21 protein-coding genes and 1 pseudogene are annotated in these 24,861 nt (G+C 69.5%); 14 read left to right on the top strand and 8 right to left on the bottom strand.

Annotation, left to right across the window (positions count from 1 at the left end; genetic code table 11):
* Positions 1 to 513 precede the first annotated feature (513 nt).
* Positions 514 to 1,881, bottom strand: coding sequence for an APC family permease (locus AB0N04_RS30210; protein ID WP_360217555.1), 1,368 nt, complete (start codon positions 1,879 to 1,881; stop codon positions 514 to 516).
* Between the two features lie 584 nt (positions 1,882 to 2,465).
* On the opposite strand from AB0N04_RS30210, the gene AB0N04_RS30205 reads away from it, so the two are divergent.
* The 6 genes from AB0N04_RS30205 to AB0N04_RS30180 all read left to right on the top strand — a co-directional run bounded on the left by AB0N04_RS30205 (position 2,466) and on the right by AB0N04_RS30180 (position 8,087).
* A complete protein-coding gene (locus AB0N04_RS30205; protein ID WP_360217553.1) occupies positions 2,466 to 3,650 on the top strand; it encodes a lipid-transfer protein in 1,185 nt (394 codons plus the stop codon).
* 3 nt (positions 3,651 to 3,653) lie between these two features.
* A complete protein-coding gene (locus AB0N04_RS30200; protein WP_360217550.1) occupies positions 3,654 to 4,112 on the top strand; it encodes a MaoC family dehydratase N-terminal domain-containing protein in 459 nt (152 codons plus the stop codon).
* Positions 4,109 to 4,510 carry a MaoC/PaaZ C-terminal domain-containing protein gene (locus AB0N04_RS30195; protein ID WP_360217547.1) on the top strand — a complete coding sequence of 134 codons (402 nt, stop codon included), beginning with the start codon at positions 4,109 to 4,111 and terminating at the stop codon, positions 4,508 to 4,510. The genes AB0N04_RS30200 and AB0N04_RS30195 overlap by 4 nt, the downstream gene beginning before the upstream one ends.
* Positions 4,511 to 4,526: 16 nt before the next feature.
* Positions 4,527 to 5,354, top strand: coding sequence for an SDR family oxidoreductase (locus AB0N04_RS30190; protein WP_360217544.1), 828 nt, complete (start codon positions 4,527 to 4,529; stop codon positions 5,352 to 5,354).
* 61 nt (positions 5,355 to 5,415) lie between these two features.
* Positions 5,416 to 6,564: an acyl-CoA dehydrogenase family protein gene (locus AB0N04_RS30185; protein WP_360217542.1), complete on the top strand. Its 1,149-nt coding sequence runs from the start codon at positions 5,416 to 5,418 to the stop codon at positions 6,562 to 6,564.
* A gap of 299 nt (positions 6,565 to 6,863) precedes the next feature.
* Positions 6,864 to 8,087: a TetR/AcrR family transcriptional regulator gene (locus tag AB0N04_RS30180; protein ID WP_360217540.1), complete on the top strand. Its 1,224-nt coding sequence runs from the start codon at positions 6,864 to 6,866 to the stop codon at positions 8,085 to 8,087.
* A 103-nt stretch (positions 8,088 to 8,190) separates the two neighbouring features.
* On the opposite strand, the gene AB0N04_RS30175 is transcribed toward AB0N04_RS30180, so the two are convergent.
* The gene (locus AB0N04_RS30175; RefSeq protein WP_360217591.1) at positions 8,191 to 8,478 is read right to left on the bottom strand and encodes a hypothetical protein; all 288 of its coding nucleotides are present in this window, start codon (positions 8,476 to 8,478) and stop codon (positions 8,191 to 8,193) included.
* On the opposite strand from AB0N04_RS30175, the gene AB0N04_RS30170 reads away from it, so the two are divergent.
* On the top strand, positions 8,396 to 8,728 hold the full coding sequence (locus AB0N04_RS30170) for a DUF4436 family protein (protein ID WP_360217538.1): 333 nt from the start codon (positions 8,396 to 8,398) through the stop codon (positions 8,726 to 8,728). The genes AB0N04_RS30175 and AB0N04_RS30170 overlap by 83 nt on opposite strands.
* A gap of 40 nt (positions 8,729 to 8,768) precedes the next feature.
* Here AB0N04_RS30170 and AB0N04_RS30165 read toward each other — a convergent pair whose 3' ends face one another.
* Positions 8,769 to 9,308, bottom strand: coding sequence for a TetR/AcrR family transcriptional regulator (locus AB0N04_RS30165; protein ID WP_360217536.1), 540 nt, complete (start codon positions 9,306 to 9,308; stop codon positions 8,769 to 8,771).
* Between the two features lie 499 nt (positions 9,309 to 9,807).
* Here AB0N04_RS30165 and AB0N04_RS30160 point away from each other — a divergent pair, with 499 nt between their 5' ends.
* Both AB0N04_RS30160 and AB0N04_RS30155 read left to right on the top strand, forming a co-directional pair.
* On the top strand, positions 9,808 to 11,238 hold the full coding sequence (locus AB0N04_RS30160) for an NAD(P)/FAD-dependent oxidoreductase (protein WP_360217533.1): 1,431 nt from the start codon (positions 9,808 to 9,810) through the stop codon (positions 11,236 to 11,238).
* Between the two features lie 293 nt (positions 11,239 to 11,531).
* Positions 11,532 to 13,184 carry a serine/threonine-protein kinase gene (locus AB0N04_RS30155; RefSeq protein WP_360217530.1) on the top strand — a complete coding sequence of 551 codons (1,653 nt, stop codon included), beginning with the start codon at positions 11,532 to 11,534 and terminating at the stop codon, positions 13,182 to 13,184.
* A gap of 69 nt (positions 13,185 to 13,253) precedes the next feature.
* On the opposite strand, the gene AB0N04_RS30150 is transcribed toward AB0N04_RS30155, so the two are convergent.
* Positions 13,254 to 14,657 (bottom strand): NAD(P)/FAD-dependent oxidoreductase, encoded by a 1,404-nt coding sequence (locus AB0N04_RS30150; RefSeq protein WP_360217527.1) that lies wholly within the window; start codon positions 14,655 to 14,657, stop codon positions 13,254 to 13,256.
* A 746-nt stretch (positions 14,658 to 15,403) separates the two neighbouring features.
* Between AB0N04_RS30150 and AB0N04_RS30145 the strand changes: the two genes are divergently transcribed.
* Positions 15,404 to 16,744 carry a GH1 family beta-glucosidase gene (locus AB0N04_RS30145; protein ID WP_360217524.1) on the top strand — a complete coding sequence of 447 codons (1,341 nt, stop codon included), beginning with the start codon at positions 15,404 to 15,406 and terminating at the stop codon, positions 16,742 to 16,744.
* A 309-nt stretch (positions 16,745 to 17,053) separates the two neighbouring features.
* Here AB0N04_RS30145 and AB0N04_RS30140 read toward each other — a convergent pair whose 3' ends face one another.
* Together AB0N04_RS30140 and AB0N04_RS30135 are read right to left on the bottom strand one after the other, a co-directional pair.
* Positions 17,054 to 17,425, bottom strand: coding sequence for a hypothetical protein (locus AB0N04_RS30140; protein WP_360217521.1), 372 nt, complete (start codon positions 17,423 to 17,425; stop codon positions 17,054 to 17,056).
* 73 nt (positions 17,426 to 17,498) lie between these two features.
* Positions 17,499 to 18,128 (bottom strand): helix-turn-helix domain-containing protein, encoded by a 630-nt coding sequence (locus AB0N04_RS30135; protein WP_360217518.1) that lies wholly within the window; start codon positions 18,126 to 18,128, stop codon positions 17,499 to 17,501.
* A gap of 81 nt (positions 18,129 to 18,209) precedes the next feature.
* Here AB0N04_RS30135 and AB0N04_RS30130 point away from each other — a divergent pair, with 81 nt between their 5' ends.
* Genes AB0N04_RS30130 through AB0N04_RS30120 form a run of 3 tightly spaced genes read left to right on the top strand, consistent with a single transcriptional unit; the run spans position 18,210 to position 20,899 of the window.
* Positions 18,210 to 18,962, top strand: a complete 753-nt coding sequence (locus AB0N04_RS30130) for an MBL fold metallo-hydrolase (RefSeq protein WP_360217515.1) — start codon at positions 18,210 to 18,212, stop codon at positions 18,960 to 18,962.
* Positions 18,963 to 18,985: 23 nt separating this feature from the next.
* Complete coding sequence (locus tag AB0N04_RS30125) at positions 18,986 to 19,630, top strand: NAD(P)H-binding protein (RefSeq protein WP_360217512.1); 645 nt, start codon at positions 18,986 to 18,988, stop codon at positions 19,628 to 19,630.
* 3 nt (positions 19,631 to 19,633) lie between these two features.
* A complete protein-coding gene (locus AB0N04_RS30120) occupies positions 19,634 to 20,899 on the top strand; it encodes a multidrug effflux MFS transporter (protein WP_360217510.1) in 1,266 nt (421 codons plus the stop codon).
* A 217-nt stretch (positions 20,900 to 21,116) separates the two neighbouring features.
* On the opposite strand, the pseudogene AB0N04_RS30115 reads toward AB0N04_RS30120, so the two are convergent.
* Both AB0N04_RS30115 and AB0N04_RS30110 read right to left on the bottom strand, forming a co-directional pair.
* Positions 21,117 to 21,692: pseudogene (locus AB0N04_RS30115) on the bottom strand (SARP family transcriptional regulator); the annotation flags it as partial.
* A 233-nt stretch (positions 21,693 to 21,925) separates the two neighbouring features.
* Positions 21,926 to 22,333 carry a hypothetical protein gene (locus tag AB0N04_RS30110; RefSeq protein WP_360217507.1) on the bottom strand — a complete coding sequence of 136 codons (408 nt, stop codon included), beginning with the start codon at positions 22,331 to 22,333 and terminating at the stop codon, positions 21,926 to 21,928.
* Positions 22,334 to 22,651: 318 nt separating this feature from the next.
* On the opposite strand from AB0N04_RS30110, the gene AB0N04_RS30105 reads away from it, so the two are divergent.
* Positions 22,652 to 24,820, top strand: coding sequence for an SNF2-related protein (locus AB0N04_RS30105; RefSeq protein WP_360217504.1), 2,169 nt, complete (start codon positions 22,652 to 22,654; stop codon positions 24,818 to 24,820).
* The last annotated feature ends 41 nt before the right edge of the window (positions 24,821 to 24,861 follow it).

The following is a 24,861-nucleotide window of genomic DNA, read 5'->3' as shown; positions in this document are numbered from 1 at the left end:
CACCCCGCCGGGGGACGGGGAGGGAGGTGTTCCTCAGGGTCGAGCGCGGCAGGCAGGGGAGCGGGACCTGCTGCCGCCTCAGAAGGTGGACACAGCAAAGGATATATTGAGGCAAGGATGTGTCAATAGAGGCATTGATGATCCCTGGCGGCCGCGATCGCCCCGCGTGGCGTCGGATGTTCTCCACGTGGCGTGCGCCCGGTGTCGCGCTGCCCGCTCACGCGGGCTCCGGCGCGGGTTGACCTGCCGTTCGGACACCGCACCTCCGGGGGTGTGGCACCGGACGGTGCGGGCGACGGGAACGCCGCGACGGCGGCTTCGTGCGGCGGTGGGATCGAGCAGGCCGAGCAGCGGAACAGCAGTTGTCCCGGGGGCCTTCGGGTGGGGCCGGCCGCCGCGTACCCCTGTCGCCGCCTCCATCTGTCGCATCGGCATCGGGTTGCTCGCTCATTGACCTTCGGAGCAACGTTCCTGATGGAACGTCGTTCCGGCGCCGTCAGGACCCTCTTGGTGTCAGATCCCGGCGACGGCGGCGGCCCTCTTGCGGCGACGGGCGAGCGGAAAGTAGAGGAGGCTGGAGCCGGCCACGGCGACGAGGCAGTAGGTGACCGCCTGGGTGCCGTTCTCCATGTACTGCTGCCATGCCGCCCATGCGGTGACGCCGGTCAGCGCCGTGGTGATCAGGACCAGCGAGAGGGCTCCTCCGGGGATGCGGTAGGGCCGTTCCAGGTCCGGCTCCCGTACGCGAAGCGCCAGAAGCGCTGCGACCTGCATCAGCAGCGCGAGGTTGGTCAGGAAGACGTCCACGATGATCAGATTGCTGAAGCTGCTCAGGCAGAACAGAGCGTATATCGCGGCCGAGCCGACGACCGAGACGACGGGGACCTGCCTCCGGGCGCTCCGCTTGGCGAGCCACGGGGGGAAGTAGCCGTCTTCGGCCAGGGCGAAGGGCAGGCGCGAGTTGGTGGTGAGCAGGGCGGAGAACATGGCCGCCGAGGCGAACATGCCGCCGACCGTGACGGTGACCTGCAGCCATGGTCCGGCCAGCGACTCGGCCACGCTGGAGAAGGAGCCACTCTCCCAACTCCGCCACCCGGCCGAGCCGTCGGCGCCGACGGACAGGGAGGCGATCGCCGGCAGCAGGTAGCCGATGGTGATCAGGAACACCGAGACGGCGAGTGCCCTGGGCAGGTGTGCGCGGGGGTTCTCCATCTCGCCGGCGACCGTCGATACGGCGTCCCAGCCGCTGTAGTTCCACATCGCGATGAAGAGCCCGGCGCCGAACGCGTTCCAGGCCGATTGGTCGGGCGCGCTCGTCAACGGCGCTACGGGGCTGACGCCGTCGGTCGCGAGATGAGCGAGGCCGACGACGGTCAGCAGCAGCATGGGAGTCAGACAGATGACGGCGAACACGACCGAGGAGCCGCCGATCCAGGCCGCACCCATCAGGTTGAGCAGCGTGAACGTCGCGATGACCGCGAGGCAGATCATCCAGTTCAGGTCGATCCTGATGGCGCCGATGGAGAACAGCACGTGTTTGCCCGGTGCGACCGAGGCGACCATGGACTGGAGGTAGCTGGTGAACAGGACAGGATAGACGGCCATGTCCACGAAGCTGCACACCCAGCTCAGCACGCCCTGCTGGAACCCCCAGAACTTCCCCAGTCCGCGTCGGACCCAGTGGTAGTGGCCGCCTTCGACGGGGATGGCTGTGCCGAGTTCGGCACAGACCAGGGCGTGCGGGATGCCGTAGATCAGCGGGGTGGCCACGAGCAGCAGCAGGCCCATCCCGGGCCCCGAGGTGGAGAACAGCTTCTCGATGCCGTACGCACCGCCGGAGACGCTGAAGAAGATCAGCGCGATCAATGGCGTGAGCTTCACCCGCCGTAGCGGGAAGGACGACTGAGCTGCGGAAGCGGGGCTGGTCGTATCCGTGGAAATCGGTTGCATTCCCCATCCCGTTCTGTGAGGCGACAGGCCGATGAAGCGCTGATTATCCAAGTGGGGGTACACCTGGCCGCAGCTGAGGACATGGCAGTTCTTTGGTTACGTCTCTGACACTCTGTCGCCGTCGCCGCGCCCGGAGTCCGCGGCGGCGGAGCCCGACTCGGGAGGGTCCTCCGCTTCGGGGGGTGGTTGCCCCCCGGTCCGTTTCCCGCCTTCCGGGTTCCCGTCTCGCGTGGCCGGTCGGGGTGTGTGTGTCCGTTCCGCCCTGTCTGAGCCGGAGCCGCCGCGAGACCTCCCGGGCGCGCCCGGTAGCAGGCCGGCGTTTGCTGCGTCACGTCACCGACCACAACGCGCCGCAGACCCCGACCCTGGCGGTGGACGCCTTCCTAAGTGAATACATGAAAGTCCATATCTACCAAATCGACCGGGTTTACTCCACTGGAAAGAGGCATCTTCCCCAGTAAGTGAATCACCAGTAGTCTCCAGCGCAACAGATGGACCGGAAGGCTGGAGCTGGCATGGCATCGAGGGTGATCGTTGCGGGCGTGGGGATGATCCCCTTCACGACCCCGAGGAAGAGCGAGTCCTATGACGTGATGGGTGAGAAGGCGGCGCGGACCGCGCTTGCCGACGCAGGGATCGACTACGCCCTGGTGCAGCAGGCGTACGTCGGCTACGTGTACGGCGATTCGACCTGCGGCCAGGCCGCCCTGTACGGCGTGGGCCAGAGCGGCATCCCGATCGTGAACGTGAACAACAACTGCTCGACCGGGTCCTCGGCACTCTTCCTGGCCCGGCAGGCGATCGAGAGCGGAACGGCGGACTGCGTGCTCGCCCTGGGCTTCGAGCAGATGCAGCGCGGCGCGTTGGCGTCGCACTGGCAGGACCGGACCAGCCCTTTCGCTCGTTTCGACGAGGTGGCCCTCGCAGTGCAGGGGGAATCGGACGCCCCGTTCGCGGCGCAGTACTTCGGCGGTGCCGGCGCGGCCTACGCCAGGGAGTACGGCCTGGCCGAGGACACCTTCGCCAAGATCGCGGTCAAGGCGCGCAGGCACGCGGCGAACAACCCGTACGCGGTGTTCCGCGAGCCGGTGACGGTCGAGGAGGTGCTCGCCTCACCGCGGATCTACGGACCGCTCACCCGGCTGCAGTGCTGCCCTCCGACCTGCGGCGCGGCGGCGGCCGTCCTGTGTACCGAGGAGTTCGCACGGCGGCACGGGCTGCCCAGCGACGTGGCGATCACGGCCCAGGCGATGACCACGGACTTCCCGTCGACCTTCGCGGACACGGACATGCGCAGGGTCGTCGGCTACGACATGGCGAAAGCCGCGGCGAAACAGGTCTACGAGCAGGCCGGCATCGGGCCGCAGGACGTCCGCGTCGTCGAGCTGCACGACTGCTTCACCACGAACGAGTTGCTCACGTACGAGGCGCTCGGACTGACGCCGGAGGGCACGGCGGAGAGGTTCGTCTGCGATGGCGACAACACCTACGGCGGCCGCGTGGTCACCAACCCCTCCGGCGGCCTGCTGTCGAAGGGCCACCCGCTGGGCGCGACCGGGCTGGCCCAGTGCGCCGAGCTGGCGTGGCAACTGCGCGGCCACGCCGAGGCGCGGCAGGTGGACGGCGCGACCGTGGCGTTGCAGCACAACATCGGCCTCGGCGGTGCCGCCGTGGTGACGCTCTACCAGAAGGTGGGCTGAGCGATGGCGATCGACACAGCGGCGGCCATGAAGCTGGCGCTCGATCCGATCACCGTCCAGGTGGAGCGCGGCCGACTGCGCTTCTTCGCCAAGGCCACCGGTCAGACGGACCCCGTCTACACGGATGTGGATGCCGCCGGGCGGGCCGGTCACCGGGACTTGCCGGTTCCGCCGACGTTCTTCTTCAGCCTGGAACTGGAGGCGCCCGACCCATTCGGCTACCTCACCTCCCTGGGCGTGGACCTGCGTCGGGTACTGCACGGCGAGCAGGCGTTCACCTACCACCGACCGGCCCACGCGGGTGACACCCTCACCCTGCAACCACGCATCGTCGACGTGTACAGCAAGAAGGGCGGCGCGCTGGACTTCCTCGTCAAGCAGACCGAGGTCCACCGCGGAACCGAGCTGATCGCCGAGATGCAGGGCGTCCTCGTGGTGCGCAACCCGGAGGTGACTCAGTGACGATCCCGAAGATCATCGAGGTCGGCACCGAGCTGCCCGCACTGCACATCGCGCCGATCTCCCGGACCGCGCTGGCGCTGTTCGCGGGCGCGTCCGGCGACCACAACCCGATCCACATCGACCTCGACGTCGCGAGGTCCGCCGGCCTGGACGACGTGTTCGCACACGGGATGCTGTCCATGGCCTACCTGGCGCGGCTGCTCACCGACTGGGTGCCGCAGGAACGGATCCGCTCCTACCGGGTGCGCTTCGCCGCCCTCACCCCCGTGCACGCCTCCGTGACCTGCACCGCCGGCGTCGTGTCCGTCGAGGGCGGCCTGGCCACGCTCGCCCTCACCGTCGCCCTGGACGACGGCACCCTCACCCTCGCCGGCGACGCCGTCGTCGCGCTGGACTGAAAGGTACGTGATCCGCATGGGAAAGCTCGACGGCAAGGTCGCCGTCATCTCCGGCTCGGGCCGCGGCATCGGCCGCGAGATCGCCCTCAAGCTGGCCGCCGACGGCGCCGCCGTCGTGGTCAACGACCTGGACGCCGGGCCGGCCAAGGAGACCGTGGCCGCGATCGAGGCCACCGGCGGGCAGGCGGTGGCCTGCCCGGGCAGCGTCACCGAGAAGGGCTTCGCCGAGCACTTCGTGCAGACGGCCGCAGACACCTTCGGCGGGCTGGACATCATCGTCAACAACGCCGGCTACACCTGGGACGGCGTCATCCAGAAGATGACCGATGAGCAGTGGGACGCCATCCTGGACGTGCACCTCAAGGCGCCGTTCCGGATCCTGCGGGCCGCGCAGCCGGTGATCTCCGCCGCAGCCAAGCATGCCGCGCAGGTCGGTGAGCCGGTGCCGTGCCGCAAGGTCGTCAACATCTCCTCGATCGCCGGTCTCGGCGGCAACGCCGGCCAGGCCAACTACGCTGCCGCGAAGGCCGGGATCACCGGCCTGACCAGGACCCTGGCCAAGGAGTGGGGCCGCTACAACGTGACGGTCAACACGGTGGCGTTCGGGCTGATCAGGACCCGACTGACGGAGACCCCCGCCGGTGACGGAACGATCGACGTGCAGGGCAAGGAGATCAAGGTCGGCGTCAGCCCCGACCTGATGTCCGCGATGGAGCACGCGATCCCGCTCGGCCGTGCGGGCACCCCGGCGGAGGCCGCGGGCTCGGTGTACCTGTTCTGTATCCCCGAGTCGGACTACGTCAGCGGGCAGACCCTGGTCTGCGGCGGCGGGTTCGTGATCTGACACCGCGCTCCGCGCGGACCTTCGAGACTCCTCTTCACCCTGCGAACACTCGGAGACACAAGTGGAACGGATCCTGTTCGACGCCGAGCACGAGGCCTACCGCGAGAGCGTGCGGACCTTCCTGGACAAGGAAGTCGTGCCCCACTTCGCGGACTGGGAGAAGGCCGGCATCGTGCCGCGCGAGTTGTTCACCGGGTTGGGCCGCCTCGGCGCGCTCGGCATCGCCGTTCCCGAGGAGTTCGGCGGTGCGGGTACCAGCGACTTCCGGTACAACGTCGTCCTGCAGGAGGAGGCGGCCCGAGCGGCGGTCTTCCCAGCGTTGCTCGGCCCTGCACTGCACGCCGACATCTGCATGCCCTACTTCCTCGAATCCACCACCGATGAGCAGAAGACCCGCTGGCTTCCCGGCATCGCCTCCGGTGAACTGATCACCGCAGTCGCCATGACCGAGCCGGGCACCGGATCCGACCTGTCCGGGATCCGCACGAAGGCGGTCCGCGACGGCGACCACTACGTCATCGACGGCGCGAAGACCTTCATCACCAACGGAATCAACGCCGACCTGGTGATCGTCGCGGTCCGCACCGGCGATCACCCGCACCGCGGCCTGAGCCTGATCGTCGTCGAACGCGACACCCCGGGCTTCGAACGCGGTCGCAAACTGGAGAAGGTCGGACTGCACGCCCAGGACACCGCCGAACTGTCCTTCGCGGGCGCCCGGGTACCGGTGGCCAACCTGCTCGGAACCGAGGGCGAGGGCTTCTTCGCCCTGACCGGGAACCTCGCGCAGGAGCGGATCTCCGTCGCGGTGTCCGGCCTGGCACAGGCCACCGCCGCGTTCGACTGGACCACCGCCTACGTCCGCGAGCGCAAGGCCTTCGGCAAGCCCGTCGGATCGCTGCAGGTGATCCGACACCGGCTCGCCGAACTGGTCACCGAGATCGACGTGGCCCAGCACTACCTGGACCGCTGCGTCGTCGCGCTCAACGAGGGCGAGCTGACGGCCGTCGACGCCGCCAAGGCCAAGTGGTGGTGCACCGAACTGCAGGGCAGGGTCGTGGACGCATGCGTCCAACTGCACGGTGGATACGGATACATGCTCGAGTACCCGATCGCCCGGGCGTGGCAGGACAGCCGGGTCACCCGCATCTACGCAGGTACGACAGAGATCATGAAGGAGATCATCGGCCGATCCCTCGACCTCGGATGACGATCACGTGGGACAGCGCCTGATGCCGGTGTCCGAAGCAGTGCGGGGGCGTCCTCCCGAAGGAGCCCGGACTGCCCGATGACAGCCCGCGGCGGCCGGGCGCGCCCGGCGGCCGCACCGGCGGAACATGAGAGTGCCGTGTATTGGAGGCCTCAGTCCTCTCCTGCCCTGCCCTCACCTGCACGCTTTCGGGTGGGCGGGGATTTCCACGCGCGGGCTGCACCGGAAATACTGGGCGGACGGCGAAGGCGTACCGAACCCGTTCGCCCAGCAACCGGACCAGAGCCAGGAGAAGACAGTTGACGGTCGACACCGAGGCCTCGGCGGCTTCTGCGCGCGGCACCCGGCCCCGCAATCGAAGAGCGTCACTCGTCGCCGCGGCCCGTGAGCTGTTCTACCGCCACGGCTACGCCAACGTGGCGATGAGCGACATCGCGGCGGCCGTCGGTATCGGCCCCTCGGCCTTGTACCGGCACTTCAGCGGTAAGCAGGAACTGCTCCGCGCGGTTGTCGCCGAGGCTTTGGAGACGTTCCTCGACCGGCTGCGCTCCGCTACGCCAGGTGACCTCGACTCACTGGCCGACGAGTTCGCCGAAGCCGCACTGGCCCGTCCGGAACTCGGCGTGCTGTGGCAACGCGAAGCCCGGCACCTGCCGCCCGAACAGCACGCCGAACTCGGCGAGCAACTGCGAGCTGCCCGACGTCTGTTCGTCGATCAGCTGACCGTCTTCCGGCCGGGCCTGGACGCCGCCCACGTGGAACTCCTCGCTTGGAGCACGCTCGACATCGCGACCAGCATCGCCTACCAGCACGTCGAGCTGCCCACACCCGAGTATCCGAACCTGCTCGCCGGCCTCGTGCGGCACATGGCGATCGCCGACCTCCCGGATCTCGGGGATCGCGCGGCGGACCGCCTCGGAGGTGGCCGGGCAATCCCGCACCGGTCCCGCCGGGAGAGCCTGCTGGCCGCGGCAATCACGTTGTTCGCCGAACGCGGCTACGCCTCGATCAGCCTCGAGGAAACCGGCGCCGCGGTCGGAATCGCCGGGCAGAGCATCTACAACCACTTCTCCAGCAAGCACGAGATCCTCACCACCGCGATGAACCGCAGTGCCGAGCGATTGTGGCTCGACCTGGCAGAAGCGCTCGCCTCCGCGCACGACCACGCGGCCGCCCTGCGGCTTCTCGTGCTGAAGTACACCCGGTTCGCACTGGCCCACCCGGACCTGGTGACACTCATCGTCACCGAGACCGAGCACCTCCCGGACGACGAACGGCACCGGATCCGCCAGGTCCAGCGCGACTACATCGACGAGTGGTTGGTCCTGCTGCGCACCGTCCGTCCCGGCATGTCGCCGGCCGAGGCCCGCATCCGGGTACAGGCCGTACTCACCATCGTCAACGACATCGCCAGGACCCCCGGGCTCAGCACGCGGTCGGGCATCGAACGCAACATCCACCACCTCGGCTGCAACGTCCTGGGACTGGACATCGATCCCCAGGGCTTCGGCGTAGTCGGATGATGCCCGGCTTCTGATCATCCGAGGCCGAGGAGGGCGAGTGGGCGGCGGGGGTCGCGAGCGTTGCGGCGGAGGGCGGCAGCGATGTTGGTGACGCCGGAGCGTTTCAGGATGCCGATGGCGAGGTTGCGCCACGTGGCCATCGCCCGGGGTGCGTTGCCGGTCCGCGTTGGGAGGCGTCCTCGGCGAAGGTGGTGTCGCGGACGTGGTGCAGGGACTCGATGCCCCAGTGGTCGCGGACCAGCCGGTCGAGCCGGGCGGGGGGCGCCTGCTCGGCGGTCAGGCTGGTGACGGCGTAGACCGTCTTGACGGTGGTTTTGCCGGTCTTGCGGTCGGTGCGGCGGCGCTTGATCTGGACGGCCTGCCGGGCGCCGGGGAACAGCAGCCTGTTCACGGTGGCGACCGCACGACCGGAAAGGCCACCATCAAGACCGTCTACGCGGTGGCCCGCACTGGGTTGGATGGCGGCGACCCTCTTCGCCCTGGCAGGTTTCCGGAACCTGGCCCCCGGGGCGCCGCCCATCGGCTGCCTGCTCGACTACACCGCGTTCCTGTGGGCCGAGGCCATCGTGGCGTTCTCGGTGGTCTACGTGGTGCCGAGGGGAGCGCCGGTCGAGCTGGCACCGCGTCCGACCGCTACGTGAGCACGCACGGAACGGACGCGGCCGGGAAACCGGGCTGCGGTCAGGCGGCCGTACCTCGCAGCAGGACCGACATGAGGAATTCCGGCGCCTGTCGCGAACCCATGTGGCCCTCGAGGGTCAGTTCCCACGCGGTTTCGGCGAGGCTGCAGAAGGTCGACGCCAGCCAGGTGGCCGCCATGTCCTGACGCAGTAGCCCGGCGCCCTGTGCGCGTTCGACGAACGCCACGGTCCGTTTGAAGATGTCTCCGGCCCGGGCGCTGGCGTCCGGCACGCCCAGAACGTCGGGTTCGATGTAGACCAGGTTCCAGAGCTGCGCGAAGGGCGGGTACTCGGCGCCCAGTGCAGTGAGCAGCACCTCGACGGGAGCGTCGTCGCTCTCCGCCCGGGACAGGGCGCGGTCGCAGTCGTCGAGGATCTTCTCCGCCATGGCCTGGACCAGGTGCTGGCGGGTCGGGAACAGGCGCACCAGCGTGGCCCGGCTGATGCCGGCGCGTGTGGCGATCACCTGCATGGACGCCCCGCGGTCCTTGGCCAGAACCGGGATCGCTGCGTCCAGTACCTCTGTCGCGTCGGTGCGCAACCTCTACCCACTCCCCATGCCTCTATTGACACATCAGTGCCTCAATATATGCTCTGCAGTATCAGCTTCATTGTACTGAAGAGAGGGACACCTGCCGCGCCCGCGGTCGGACCTGCTCCTTGGTGATGCGAATCTCCTTCGCGCTCGCACCGTGCGCGTCGGTAGGGCCTCCGGAACCTGCTGTGAATCCGTCAGTTCCGTTCGGCCACCGTATCCCCCGGGAGCCGGTGTCGGCATGGGAGCGGTCGGCGGACCAGGCAAGCCGCGCAGCGTCGCGCGGCTCCGATCTCGGTACGCGGCATCACCGGTGCCGCCCGACGAGCGAATCACGAGGCGGATTCGCACCACCGCATCCGGTGGTTCCGGGAGATGTCGGGCGCGCCGCCGAAGGCTTCGCGGTCCCTCTTCGCAACCCCACGGGCCAGGCATCGACCGAGCGCGCTGCTCCAGTGATTCCTCACGCCCGTGGCAGATCCAGATCGGTATACAGCCAATGACGATGCACCGCCGACGTTTCCTCACCAACATGGGCCTCGGCCTGACCGCCGCCACGGCCCTCGGCACCCTGGCCGCCTGCACAAACGGCGTGGACGACGGCGACGGCGACCCGACCGGCTCACCGTCGGCTCCGGCCGGCTCCTCCCCGTCGGACCGCAGCGGCGTGATCGTCGTCGGTGCGGGGGCCAGCGGTCTGGCGGCGGCGCGATACCTTGCCGACAAGGGCAAGAACGTGCTGGTGCTCGAAGCCCGCGGCCGGATCGGAGGCCGGATCTGGACCAGTGAGCAGTGGGGCGGCACCCCGGTGGACATGGGTGCCTCCTGGATCCACGGTGTCGACAAGAATCCGATCACCGACCTGGCCAAGAAGGCCGGAGCCCGGATGGTCACCACCGACCCCGAGAGTGCCACCGACTACCTGGCCAACGGACACAAGGCCGACGACGCCTCCGAGCAGGCGATGCAGCGCTGGCGCAAGGCCGCCGCAAAGGCACTGGAGGCGAACCAGGACCAGAACGACGACCAGAAGGACGTCTCGATGCGCAGCGTGGTCGAGCGTGCGCTGAACTGGTCGTCGCTGTCGAACGGCGACAAGGCGCTGGCTTCCTTCGCGTTGAACGACTACGAGCACGAGTACTCCGGCAGCGTGAGTGACATGTCGGCGCTCTACTTCGACAACGGGGCCTCGATCAGGGGCAAGGACGTGCTGTTCCCGGGCGGCTACCACCAGATCACCGATCTGCTCGCCAAGGACCTGGACGTGCGGACCGAGCACGTCGTCCAGCAGATCGACTGGGACGGCGCCGGTGTGACGGTCACCACCGACAGGGGGGTCTTCCAAGGTGATCACGTGGTGGTGACGCTGCCGCTGGGTGTGCTGCAGAGCGGCGCGGTCAAGTTCGGTCCCGGCCTGCCCGCCGACAAGCGCACCGCGATCGACAAGCTCGGAATGGGTGTGCTCAACAAGTGCTACCTGCGTTTCCCCAAGGTGTTCTGGGCGGACACCGACTGGCTGATGTTCGCACCCAATCTGGACAAGTACGGGCAGTGGGAGCAGTGGATCAACCTCAACCGTGGGGTCGGGCAGCCGGTGTTGCTCGGCTTCAACGCCGCGGACTTCGGCCGGACGATCGAGGGCTGGAGCGACGCGCAGATCGTCGGCGGCGCGATGGAGACGCTGAAGACGATGTACGGCGGTGACATCCCCCAGCCGACCGACTTCCAGATCACCCGATGGGCTTCCGACCCGTACGCACGCGGCTCGTACTCGTACTACAAGACCGGTTCCACCCCGGGCATGCGCGACGCGCTCGCGGCCCGGATCGGTGATCGGGTGCACTTCGCCGGCGAGGCCACGCACCGCGAGTCGTCCGCGACCGTCCACGGGGCCTACCTCTCGGGCATCCGCGCGGCCAAGGAAATCGCTGGCTGAAACGACCGTGCGGGCACCGATGCCCAGGACTCGCCCCTCCTACGAGGGGCGAACGCCCTGCCGTCGGTGCCCGTAGCGGCATGTCCCCGAACCCCGGCGGCCGCCGGCCAGTCGGGAGGCAGATGTGAGCCTGGCAGGGGACGGATCAGGTGCACAGGTCCGACACAAGGGGAGACGGAGGATCCGGTTATGATCCGGTGCGATCCGGACGCCGGCATTCGCCGAGGGCGCGTTTCAGTCGCGCACCTTCCTCCGCGTCCCCATCTCCACCGCACGACCCGCTGGGAGCCAGCATGACCACAGAGCGTTTCGGCGCGCCCGTTTCCCCGGCCTTCCAGGCTCTGAGCCTGGAGGACCCCGGCGAGATCGGTGGCTACCGTCTGTGTGCCCGGCTCGGTGCGGGTGGCATGGGGCGCGTCTATCTCGCCTACACTCCGGGCGGGCGTCCGGTCGCGCTCAAGGTGGTCCGGCCCGAACTCTCCGAAGACCCCGAGTTCCGTTACCGCTTCGCCCAGGAAGTGGCAAGCGCTCGGCGCATCCACAGTCTGTACACCGCCCAGGTCGTGGATGCGGGCACTGACGACGTCTGCCCCTGGCTCGCCACCACGTATGTGCCCGGCCCCTCCCTCCAGCAGGTCGTCCGCCGGCACGGACCGTTGCCGGAGCGCACCGTTCTGCTCCTGCTCGCCGGCATCGCCGAGGCCCTGCAGGCCATCCATGCCGCGGGCGTCGTCCACCGCGACCTCAAGCCCGGCAACGTCCTCGTCGCCCCCGACGGGCCGCGCGTGATCGACTTCGGCATCGCCCGCGCCGCCGATGCGAGCCCGCTCACCGGAACCGGCCTGCGGATCGGTTCACCCGGCTTCATGGCCCCCGAGCAGGCCCTCGGACAGCCCGCGAGCCCGGCCACCGACGTCTTCGCGCTCGGCGCCCTGATTGCCTTCATCGGCTCCGGCAAGCCCCCCTTCGGCGACGGTCCGGAGCCCATGGCCCTGTACCGAGCGGTGCACGAGGAACCCGACCTTTCGCACCTGCCGCACGGACTGCACGACCTGGTCCGGTTCTGCCTGGCCAAGAACCCCGGTGACCGTCCGGGAACCGCCTGGTTGATCGAGGCCGCACGGAACCACCCCGCCACCGGCGGAGAGCTGCGCTTCTCCGACGGCTGGCTGCCTCCGCACGTCAGTGGTGACCTCCAGAACCACACCGATCTGCCCGCCACGCCCGCTGCCGCCCAGCCGGCAGTGTCAGCGGAGGCCCGGACCGCACGCGTCCTTCATGCCGCGTCACCCACCAAGCTGGAGCCGACGCCCACCAGCGTGGACGCCGTCACGACCGGCCGCCGCGCGGCCGTTCCCGCCGGACGCAGGGGTAGAGGCGGTCGCACCGCGCTGGTGACCAGCGCCGCGCTCCTCGTCGGTGCCGCCGCAGCGTTCCTCCTGCTCGACTACACCGAGTACTTCGACGAGTCCGCAGACCAGCCCCAGCCCGCCGCGGCGACGAGCGGTTCGGCCCTGCCCACTGCTTCCAGCCCCGCCACGCCGTCCGCATCGGAACCGCCGGCTGGGGTCCCCGGCTACAGCGCCGCCTACGCGAACCTAGAACTCACCTCGCCCGACCGCGACTACGAGTTCGATCTCAAGAGCGGCAAGGTGACCCAGGACGCCTCAGCCTGGTACCTCGCCCGCCAAGCCGGAGCCTTCTACATCCCGGAGGACAGCGACGCCTACATTCCGCCGGCCGGGCCTCTCACCCTGCCCGACTGCCTCAAGGGCATCGAGACCCAGCCCACGGCGAACCTGCCGTACAGCACTCTCCGCGCCGACAGAAGCTTCTGCGTCCGGGCCCCTGGAGGTCAGGACATCGCCATCGTCCGTACCCTCAACACCGCCTCGAACGACGGACCGGTCAAGGTCTCCATCACCTACTACCGGCGAGCAGCCTGACGAGCCGTGTGGGCGTACGGCCGGGGTGGAGCCTGCGATGTGACGGTCTCCCCGCTGCGAAAGGAGGTGTCAGCCGGCGATTTCCTTGGCCGCTCGGATTCCCGACAGGTAGGCGCCGTGAACGGTGGCGAAGGACTGGCGGCTGGTCGCCTCTCCGGCGAAATGAACACGTCCGTCGACGGCGGCCGCCAGCTGGTCACGCATGTCGGGCGTCGAGCCGAGCTCGTTGAACGAGTACGAGCCCAAGGCGTAGGGGTCCGAAGCCCAGCGGGTGATCTGGTATTCGGTCGGGGCGGGGATGTCGCCACCGAAGATGGTCTTCAACGTGGTCATGGCGCTGTCGACGATCTGGTTGTCGCTCCAGCTTTCGATCGTGCGGCCGAAGTCGGCGGCGTTGAAGCCGAGCAGCACGGGCTGGTTGTCGGCACGCGCGACGTTGATCCACTGCTCCCACTGGCCGTAATGGCTCAGGTCCGGGACATAGGTCATCCAGTCGGTGTCGGGCCAGAACACCTTCGGGAACCGTAGGTAGCACTTGTTGAGCACACCCATGCCGAGCTTGCTGATCGCGGTGGTCTTGTTCTGGGGCAGCCCTGGACCGAAGGTGACCGCCCCGCTCTGCAGGACGCCCAAAGGAAGGGTGACGACGACGTGGTCACCCTGGAAGGTGCCCTGGCCGGTGCTGACCGTGACACCGCCGGAGGTCCAGTCGATCTGCTTGACCACCTGCCCGGTCCTCACCGGCAGTCCCTTGGCCAGGTAGTCGGTGACAGCGCCGTAACCCTCGGGGAAGAGGACGTCCTTGCCGCTGATCTTGGCGTCGTCGTCGAAGTACAGTCCGGACATCTGGTCGACACTGCCCGCGTACTCGTGCTCGTAGTCGTTGAGTGCGTAGGAGATCAGGGTCTTGTCGGGGTCCGAGAGGTTCGGCCACCCGAGTGCGTCCTGCACGACGGTGCGGACAGCCTCGTCCTTGCTGTCGTCGTTCTGGAACGTCGACAGTGCTTTCGCGGTCTCCTCCTGCCAGCGTTTCAGGGCCTGTGTCTGGGTGCCATCGAGCTCCTGGCCGTCGGGGGCGTAGTCGGTGGAGCTCGCTGGATCGGTCACCGCGGTGCGTGCGCCGGCCTGCTGGGCCAGGTCGGTGATCGGGTTGCCGTCGATGCCGTGGATCCACGACGCGCCCAGGTCGAGCGGCACCCCGGGCCACTGCAAGCTGCTCCAGATGCGCCCACCCACGCGGGTGCGCGCTTCGAGTACCGATACGTCGTGACCCTTGTCCGCCAGGTAGCGGGCAGCGCCCAGGCCACTGACACCGGCTCCGACGACGATCACCTTCTGGCGTCCGGAGGAACCCGGCGGACTGGACTCCCCATCGCCGCCGCTGTCGTCACAGGCGGACAGGAACGAGAGCAGGGCGAGGCCGGGCAAACCCAGGCCAGCGCCCTTCAGGAAGCGTCGGCGATGCATCGACATGGCTGTCCACCGATCTACGGTCCGCTACGTGCTGACTACGAGGATGTCGGTGAACACCCTCCTACGCCCGTCGGCCGGCCTTGAACGACGCACTGTCCGCCCGCGCGAGCCATGCGGTTCCGCCATGTGCTGCCATCTGCCGCTTGCGAGGGGGGCGATCGGGGGGATTCAGGGCTGAGCCCGGCCGCCTGCCTTGGCACGGACGGCCCCGCGCCAAAGAGAGCCGATAGCGCCTCTATTGAAACAAGGATGGCTCAATGCATCCTTTGATGTGCCCGCTTCGCGGCTCCGAGAGGGTGAGCCCCCTGCCGGTCTGCAGTGCTTCGGCTTTACAGAAGCACCAGTGATCCACTTGCCCCCTCGCCAACCACGCCGTCAGCGTGCGCACCTACACCTGTCGTCCACCCTCCTCGGCCGGCTTGCCGTGGCTGTCGTGCTGACGGTTCGGAGGGCTGATGCCGATGGCCCGGCGCGTTCGGCGCCCCGGCCATGGAGGCAGTTGTCGGAATGGCGCTTTGAAGCGCGCCGCGCCGCTGCAGCGCCACCCGCGACCCGGTGGGGCTTCGGCGCCTGCATCGACAAGGGGCCCGCGAACTGCACTGCTGCGCCCGAAGCCGCAGCGTCGAGCGTGCCGGTGTCGATCGGCGGCCTCCGCGCTCTCTTGATTGCCTCTAGTGATTCGGCGCCGCAGCGCTAACATGAGCACTCCTCACATTTCTGAATCGGAAGCTCACCTGGAGGCTGCCATGCCGGACCGCTACGACCTGCCGGCGGGCTTCCGCTGGGGTGCCGCCACCGCCGCCTACCAGATCGAGGGAGCGGTGGAGGAGGACGGACGCGGACCGTCCGTCTGGGACACCTTCACCGTCCGGCCCGGGGCCATCCGCGACGGGCACACCGGGGCGGTCGCCTGCGACCACTACCACCGCTACCCCGAGGACATCGCCCTGATGAAGGGCCTCGGACTGGACGGCTACCGCTTCTCCATCGCCTGGCCCCGCATCCAGCCCACCGGCGCCGGCGCCGTCAACCCCGCCGGACTCGCCTTCTACGACCGGCTGGTGGACGCCCTGCTGGAAGCGGGCATCACCCCGCTGCCCACCCTCTTCCACTGGGACCTCCCCCAGGCCCTGGAGGACCGCGGCGGCTGGCTCGACCGCGACACCGCGTACCGCTTCGCCGAGTACGCCACCGTCACGGCCGACCGGCTCGGCGACCGCATCCCCACCTGGATCACCCTCAACGAGCCCTTCGTGCACACCGTGTTCGGCTACGCGATGGGCATCCACGCCCCCGGCCGCACCCTGATGTTCGAGGCCCTGCCGGCCGCCCACCACCAACTCCTCGCCCACGGCCTGGCCGCCTCACTGCTCCACGAGCGCGGCCTGGAGGTGATGCTCTCCAACAACCTCACCCCCGTCGAGCCGGCCACCCTCTCGCCCGCGGACGCGACCGCCGCGGCGGCCTACGACGCGCTCCACAACCGCCTGTTCACCGACCCCGTCCTCCTCGGCCGCTACCCCGACCTCTCCGCCCTCGGCGTCCCCGACGACATCTTCGGAGCCGTCCGGCCCGGCGACCTCGACCTCATCCACTCCCCCGGCCTCGACGGCCTCGGCCTCAACTACTACAACCCCACCCGCATCGCCGCCCCCACCGACCCGGTCCTCCCCTTCGACCTCGTCGACATCCCCGACGTCCCCCACACCGCCTTCGGCTGGCCCGTCGTCCCCGACGGCCTCCGCCGGCTCCTCCTCGGCCTCCGCGACACCTACGGCACCGCACTCCCGCCCGTCACCGTCACCGAGAACGGCTGCTCCGTCGCCGAGACCACCACCCCCGACCAACCCCGCATCGACTTCCTCGCCGCCCACCTCGACGCCCTCGCACAAGCCGTCGCCGAAGGCGCCGACGTCCGCGGCTACTACACCTGGTCACTGATCGATAACCTGGAGTGGGCGGAGGGGTTCAATCAGAGGTTCGGTCTCGTTCATGTCGACTTCGAGACCCAGAAGCGCACGCCGAGGGCCTCCTATGCCTGGTACCGCGACCTGATCGCGGCCCATCAGGCCCGGCACCGACGCTGAGGCTGTGAGCCGTACAGGTACGGCCGGCTTGGGGGCGGGCCGCGCAGGCTCAGGGGTGTTGGACCGATATGCCGCGCGCGGAACTGAAACCGCCGCCACGGGTTCCGGCCACCGGGGCGAGGCGTGCCCGTCCGGCCCGGGGACAAGTCGTGCAGTCTCCAGCACGATCCACACCGCCCCCTCACGGAACTCGGCGTCGTCGCCACGTCGCTTACCCGCCCTCAACTCCACATCGGGTCAGAACTCTACGTTACGAGGGGAAGCACAGCGCAGACCTCTCCGGGAGTCCGGCACGGTCCGCTGCTGGGGTCATCGGGCAGTCGGGGAAACGGACATCCGCGCCATCTCCCGGCCGCTCTCGTCCTCCACGAGCACCACCGCTACGGCCTGGCGTGGTACGGCCGTCGTGATCCTCATGTGCACGGTCTCACCCTCGGGGATGCGCACGCCGCCGCCCAGGGCGCGATTCCCAGCGGCGTTGGCGGTCAGCACACGGTAGGTCCGACCGGGATTCAGACCGGTCAGTACCACGAGAATTTCGGTCCCCCATGCGTGCGGGAGCATCTGCCCCTCGCGAGTCACGGCGACATGATGCTCTGGTTCCGTTGGCCACGGCCCGAGCGAGACCGTGGTGGTGATCGCCGCGGCCACGGCAGCCGGTCCCAGCAGCCCGTTGCGCACGGCAAAGGACCGTTTTGAGACCGGCGCGGACTCGGTAGGGCTTGAGGTCGCAGGTCCGCGAGCACCCGGTCGATCAGCGGGGCAGGATGCGCAGTACTGCCTCGCGTTCGCCGCTGAGCCGCAGGCCTTGCTGTAGTGCGGTGCTCAGGTCGAGGTCGCCGAGCAGGGTCGCGGCCAGCAGGTGCGGCGGTCCGCTCAGGGACGCGGTGGGGTGGTCGACCCGGCCGGCGTGGGTGTGCACCGAGCCGTCCTTGACTTCGATGACCAGGTCCTCGTTGCCGTCGGCGTGCAGTTGCAGGGCGATTGCCGGCTGGTCGGGGCGGTGGTCGGTCAGTGCCCGGGCGGGCATGTCCAGCCAGTGGGTGCGGAAGGTGTCGCTGCCGCCCGGCTCACGCAGCAGTGGCACGCCCCACCGGCTCAGCTCCTGCAGCACCGGCTCCAGCGCGCGGCCACGCTCGGTGAGGGAGAACAGGGTGGTGGCCACCGGCGGCGGGGCGGCCTTGCGGTGGATCAGGCCGGCTTCCTCCAGTTCGCGGAGCCGGTCGACCAGCAGGTTGCTGGCGATCCCGGGCAGCCCGTTGCGCAGGTCGGTGTGCCGGCACGGACCCAGGGCGAGCAGTTCACGGACGATCAGCAGGGTCCACCGGTCGCCGATGGTGTCCAGTGCTTTCGCGATGCCGCAGTACTGCCCGTAGGTGCGCATGCCACCACCCTACCTTGCGGCTTTGAGATTCAAAACTCTCTTGTTGACTTTCTCAACAACGGCGGTCTAGCGTCACTGCCCATGACCACCACCCTTTCCGTGCGTCGGCTGGCCTGGGCCGGCGTCGAGATCCGTCTCGGCGACACCCGCCTGCTGATCGACCCGCTCGAGAACGTCGCTCCGCTGGCGCCGGTGATGGGACCGCCGCACCGGCCGGTCGACCCGGTCGACACCCCGCCCGGCACCCACGCCCTCATCACCCACCTGCACCCCGACCACTACGACCACGACCTGATCGCCCGGATCGCGGCCACCGGCACGATCGGCTGCCACACCCCGAGCGCGGCGGCGCTGCACGAGGCGGGCATCACCCCCGTTGCCCAGGACCTGGGCCAGCCACGCCGCATCGGAGAGCTGACCGTCACCCCGGTGACCTCGCTGGACTGGCGCGGCAACGACTGCGACCAGGTCGCCTGGGTCGTCGAAGGCGCCGGCCGGCGGATCATCCACTGCGGCGACACCCAGTGGCACGGCAGCTGGTGGCAGATCGCCCGCGACCACGGCCCGTTCGACGTCGCGTTCGTCCCGGTCAACGGCGTCATCGCCCACTTCGAGGGCTACGCGGCCAACGTCCCGGCGACCATGACCCCCGAGCAGGGCGTCGAGGCCGCCGTCGCACTCGGCGCCGCCACCGTCTGCGCCATGCACTACGGCCTGTTCCACAACCCGCCGTTCTACACCGAACAACCCGACATCGAGCAGCGCTTCCGGCACGCCGCCGCCGAGCGCGGCATCACCGCGGCCGTCATCGCCGACGGCCGGCCCGTCCTGTGACCATCGGAAACAAGGAGCCACACATGAAGATCGTCCTGTTCGGTGCCAGCGGCAACATCGGCCGGCCCACCACCGAGGAACTCCTGCGTCGCGGCCACACCGTCACCGCGGTCACCCGAGCCGGCCACGTCGACGGACTCGAGCACGAGGCCCTGACCGTGACCACCGGTGACGTCACGGACGCCGCCGCGGTCGCCGGCCTCGCCGCCTCCCACGACGCCGTACTGTCGGCCGTCGGCCCCCGGATCGGCCAGGAGAACGACCGCGCCACGATCGTCGGAGCCGCCCGTGCGCTGATCGACGGACTCCGCCGAGCCGGCGTCACCCGCCTGGTCACCATCGGCGGCGCCGGTAGCCTGCGCACGCCGACCGGCGCCCGGGTCATGGACGACCCGGACTTCCCCGCGCTGTGGAAGGCCAACGCCGAGGCCCAGTCCGAAGCGCTCGACCTCTACCGCGGCGTGCACGACCTCGGCTGGACGTACGTGTCGCCCGCCGCGGTCATCGCAGCGGGCGAGCGGACCGGGGCCTACCGCAGCGCCGGGGACACCCTGCTCACCGACGCCGACGGCAACAGCCGCATCTCGTACGCCGACTACGCGATCGCCTTGGCCGACACGATCGAGAGCGGCACCGCGATCCGCCGCCGCATCACCGTGGCGTACTGAGCCATGAGCAACGACGCCGCCGGCCGGCACACCCGATCCATCGTCCTGCTCGCAGCGCTCGCGGCCCTGGGACCACTGTCCATCGACGGCTACCTGCCCGGACTGCCGGAACTCGCCGGCGACCTGCGCGCCGGCGCCGCGGCCACCCAGCTCACCATCACCGCCTGTCTGGCCGGGCTGGCCATCGGGCAGCTGATCGCCGGGCCGCTGAGCGACACCTACGGCCGGCGGCGTCCGTTGCTGGCGGGCCTCGCCCTCTACACGATCGCCAGCGCGCTCTGCGCGGTGGCACCCGACGTCCGGACCTTCGTCGGCCTGCGCCTGGTCCAGGGCATCGGCGGGGGGTTCGGCATCGTCATCGCCAACGCCATGGTCCGCGACCGCACCTCCGGAACCCGCACCGCACGTCTCTTCTCCGCACTGACCTTGATCACCGGCCTGGCGCCCGTGTTCGCGCCGGTCCTCGGCGGCCAGCTACTGCGCGTCACGGCCTGGCCCGGAATCTTCGTGGCCCTGGCCGTACTCGGCGCCGTGATGCTGGCGGCCTCCGCCGCAGGACTGCCGCAGACCCGCCCCTCCGCGTCACGCCAGCCGCTGCCGGCTGTCGTCGGGCAGCTGCTCAGCGACCGGGTCTTCACCGGGTACGTCCTGGCCAACGGCCTGGTCTTCGCGGCGATGTTCGCCTACATCTCCGGCTCGCCGTTCGTCCTGCAGGAAATCCACGGCCTGTCACCGCAGCAGTACAGCGCCGTGTTCGCCGTCAACGCCGCCGGACTCATCGCGGCCGCCCAGATCAGCGGCCGGCTGGCGGCCCGGGCCGGCGCCCGCGTGCTGCTGCTCGCCGGTCTGCTGGGCGCGACAGCCGGTGGCACCACGGTCCTGGGCGCGGTGCTGACACGGGCACCCCTGCCCGTGCTCCTGATCGGCCTGTTCGTCCTGGTCTCCAGCGTGGGCCTGGTCATGCCGAACGCCGCGGCCCAGGCCCTGGCCGACCACGGCGGACACGCCGGGTCGGCCGCCGCTCTGCTCGGCTTCAGCCAGTTCATGTTCGGCGGGGCACTCGCTCCGCTGGCCGGCGCGGGTGGCGCCACCGACGCCTTGCCGATGGGAATCATCGTCGCCGTGCTGCCGGCGCTCGCTCTGCTCACACTCGGCGTCCTCACCCGGTCGATGCCCGGTGAGCGCACTCGCAGGCCGGCTCGCCAAGGACCTGCCGGGCACCGGCGACCGCGCCGGCACATCGATCGCAGACGGGCCCGCATCAAGTGAATCGGGCCGGCGGCCCGGGCCGCGGTCCTCCGGCACGATCACCTCAAGCCATTACGGAGCGGGGGTACGAGGGTGAGCATGTGGATCACCACGCGTGGCGCCGAGCCGTCGCGACTGCCTGGTGTCGGCCACAGAGGCCCCTGAACGTCATGGCGACCTGATCCCGCGGGCCGTGAGGTGAGCGCGGACGGGCCCGGGGCTCGCGGACAGCGGTCGCTCACCCCGCTCCGGCGCATGCCTCCGCTTCTGCCAGGTACCGCGCCACCGGGCCCAGGGTCAGCAATCCGCTGGCGGCGCCCGCGTGTTCTGCACGGGCATCACGCAGGGCAGCCGCAGCGCGGGCGGCGATTCCGCGCTCGCCGAGGCGTACGGCGGCACGGGCGATCAGGCACCGCATGGCCTCCTGCATGTGGTCACGCGGTGGTTCGGGCACCGCGGCGAGGGCGGTACGGGCCTGCTCGCCCCGGTTCTGGGCGACCAGCACGAGGGGTCGCGTCCAGGGCCCGTACGGGCCCCAGTCGAGGTGCGGGTCGGTGGGCGCGGGCCGGTCGTGCAGCAGGCGCAGTCCCAGAAGGGCGAGCGGGAAAAGACCGCGGTGCAGCCCAGGCATTCCGGCCGTCCGGAGGGTGTCCTCGGCAGCGCGGTAGTGCGCTGCTGCCGTGGCGGCGGTCGGTCCGCCGGGTTCGGCGCTGCGGGCGGCCGTGGCCCGGGCCCTGAACCACCCGGTGAGGACACCGACGAGCGGCGCCTCGGTGGCGGCGGCGAGCCGGTCGGCTGCATCGGCGTGCGAGGTCGTCTCGCTCGGTTGGCGTTCCGCTAGGAAGTCCTCAAGGGAGCGCAGCATTTCGGCCCGGGTGGGCTCGGCCACCACGGCGCACTCGTTGTACATCCCGATTTCGGTGCTCTCCAACACGGCGCGCATGTAGTGCAGGTCGGCTCGGACGGAGGGGAGGTCGTGGTAGGCGTCGTTCTCGTACACCGAGACTCCGAGGAGGAGCGCATAGCGGTCGTTGTCCACGGGCGGTCTCAGCCTTCGGATCCGGCGGAGCTGTCCTGTTCCTCCGGGCCTGCGGAGTCCTCGGAGAGGAAGCGCTCCAGGAGCGCCGCATCCTCCCGCACCCGCCTGCCGGAGACGGTGAGCGTCGCACCGTCAGAACGCCGCGTGACGCTGATTGTGCGGTTGGGTACTCGGGCGAGCCAGGTCTGCACGATCGAGACGACGAGGGAGCCCCCGGAGATCAGTACGCCGACCAACTCCGCCACATCGGCCCCCTTGTCGGTGCCGGCCGCCGGCTGGGTACCGGGAAGGAGGAGGGTCGCTTCGATCTTGGAAGCCGAGAGCGCTGTGGTCAGCTCGCGGGCCTCTCGCCGTGCGCGCAGCGGGTCGCTGTCCAAGAACTCGATCCGGTGTTGTGCTACCTGAAGCTCTTCCACGACGCCCCCTCGCAACAGCCTGCGTGTCGATTCGCACGCGGAGTGATGAGCGTAGCCAGGACTATGCCTGTGGATCTCGCCTTTGGCGGGAAACGGATGGTTCTTGACGTGAACGACTTGGGCGTACGGGCGTAGGGAGATGTTCAGCGATTGCGCGGGTCGTGCGCCCTCTCGCCGGGCGCGCTGGGGCGCGTCGAGTCCAGCACGGGTCACGGACGAGGAGGACGATCGTGGCGGCACGGGCAGGGCAGGGGTGGAATCATGTGGAGCTCCGATCCGAAGAGAACGACGGACGGTTGAGCCGAGATGGGGCTGTGAGTGGCGGACAGGCAACGGACCCTTCGTAAGCCCAAGGACGTCCTCGCGGATGCCGAGAGACTCCACGGGGCCGCTGTCGCGGTCATCGAGGATCACCGGGATGCCGTCGCGCAGGTGACCCGGGCCGCAACCGCTCTGAGGGACCGGCTGGTTCGCGAGGAGCTGGAGACCATTCCCGTCGCACGGCTCAGGGACGTGACCGCGGGGCGTCTCAGGGTCGGCGCGTTGGAGGCTGCGGGTTTCCGCACTGTCCAGCGGATCGTCGATGCATCGGCGTACTCGCTGCAGTCGGTCCCGGGAATCGGTGCGCAGACAGCTGCCCAGACCGTCGCCGCTGCTCGCCGGATCGCGGAGGCGGCCGGGCGGAGCGTGGCCGTCCGGCTCGACGTCGACCACCAGGACACGATGAGTACGGCACTGGTCACCGCGCTTCAGCGGCTCGTCGTCGCCGGTCCCGAGGCGGCCCACGCCAATGAGGTCGCGCAGCGCGTTGTCGGCGAGGTCGCTGCACTCGTCTCGACGGCCCAACCAGCCCGGGGGGCCATCCGCGGCCTGTTGGCCGGTCGGCAGCGGAAGCAGGAGGCCCTCGCCGCCGTCGAACAGCTGACGGCTCTGCTGGCGGAGTCGGAGGCGCAGGCGGTACCGATGCTCTTCGCACAGGCTTCGGCGGACCTCCTGCGGTCGCCGGCTTCCGATGTCGAGGCGTGGACGGACTTCGAGCACCGCTCTGCCGAGTTCTACGGCGTTCTCGGCGACATCGCGGGGCTCGCTCCGGACCAGGTCAGCGCGGCCGAGGGTTTCCTGCCCGAGGAACTGTCCGACGGAGTCCGGGCCGAGCCGCTGGACGAGACGCAGTTCAACGTCTCACTGCGCGGGTACCAAGCGTTCGGCGCCCGATTCGCCCTCAAGCAGAAGCGGGTGATCATAGGCGACGAGATGGGCCTGGGGAAGACCGTTCAGGCCATCGCCGCGATGGCGCACCTCCGGGCGCGGGGGAGCACACACTTCCTCGTCGTCTGCCCGGCGAGCGTCCTCATCAACTGGACCCGGGAGATCGAGACCCGGAGCAATCTGCGCGCCTACCGGTTCCACGGCCCGGAGCGGGAACCGGCACGTGCCGACTGGCTCCGTGACGGTGGTGTCGTGGTGGTGACGTTCGACGGTCTCCGCCAGCTGGACGTCCCACCGGAACAGCCGATGGGAATGGTCGTCGTCGACGAGGCCCACTACGTCAAGAACCACGCGACGCAGCGCTCCCGGGCAGTGGCTGCGTGGACCGACCGTGTCGAGAGGGTGCTCTTCCTCACCGGCACTCCGATGGAGAACCGGGTCGAGGAGTTCCGCAACCTGGTGCACTACCTCCAGCCCGAACTGCTGTCCCGCATCCACAACGGCTCGACCGGGGTCGGTCCGAATGCGTTCCGGAAGGCGGTCGCCCCGGCCTACCTGCGCCGCAACCAGAAGGATGTCCTCACTGAGCTTCCCGATGCCGTTCACGTCGACGAGTGGGAGGAGTTCACGACGGCCGACTTCGCGGCGTATCGGGCCGCCGTTGCCGCCGGGAACTTCATGGCCATGCGCCGCGCCGCCTACGCGGACCCCGCGCGGTCGGCCAAATTGCAGCGGCTGCGGGAGATCGTCGAAGAGGCCGCCGACAACGGGCGGAAGGTCGTGGTCTTCTCGTTCTTCCACGACGTCCTGGGGGCCGTCCGAGGATCACTTGGCCGAGGGGTGTTCGGACCGATCGACGGCAGTCTTCCGGCAGCGCGGCGCCAGGAGGTGGTGGACCGGTTCGCCGCGGTGGCGGGCCACGCGGTGCTCCTGAGCCAGATCCAGGCCGGAGGCGTGGGGCTGAACATCCAGGCGGCGTCGGTCGTCATCCTGTGCGAGCCGCAGGTTAAGCCCACCCTGGAGAGCCAAGCCGTCGCCCGGTCGCAACGGATGGGACAGGTCCGGCGCGTCCAGGTGCACCGGCTGCTCGTCGCCGACAGCGTCGACCAGCGGATGCTGGAGATACTGCGGGCGAAGGAGCGGCTCTTCGACGACTACGCACGGCGGAGCGAGGTGGCGGAGTCGACGCCGGAGGCCGTGGACGTTTCGGAGCAGTCATTGGCAGTTCGGATCGTGGAGGAGGAACAGCTCCGCCTGGCTGCCCTGCCACTCGACTGAGCTCCGGGGCCGGCGCGGAGGCCGTTGTCGAGGTGCGGCGT

It is taken from the genome of Kitasatospora sp. NPDC051702 (genome assembly GCF_040681575.1).
GTDB lineage: Bacteria > Actinomycetota > Actinomycetes > Streptomycetales > Streptomycetaceae > Kitasatospora.
The sequence above is the reverse complement of the archived record's forward strand: the minus strand, read 5'-3'. Positions and strand labels throughout refer to the sequence as shown.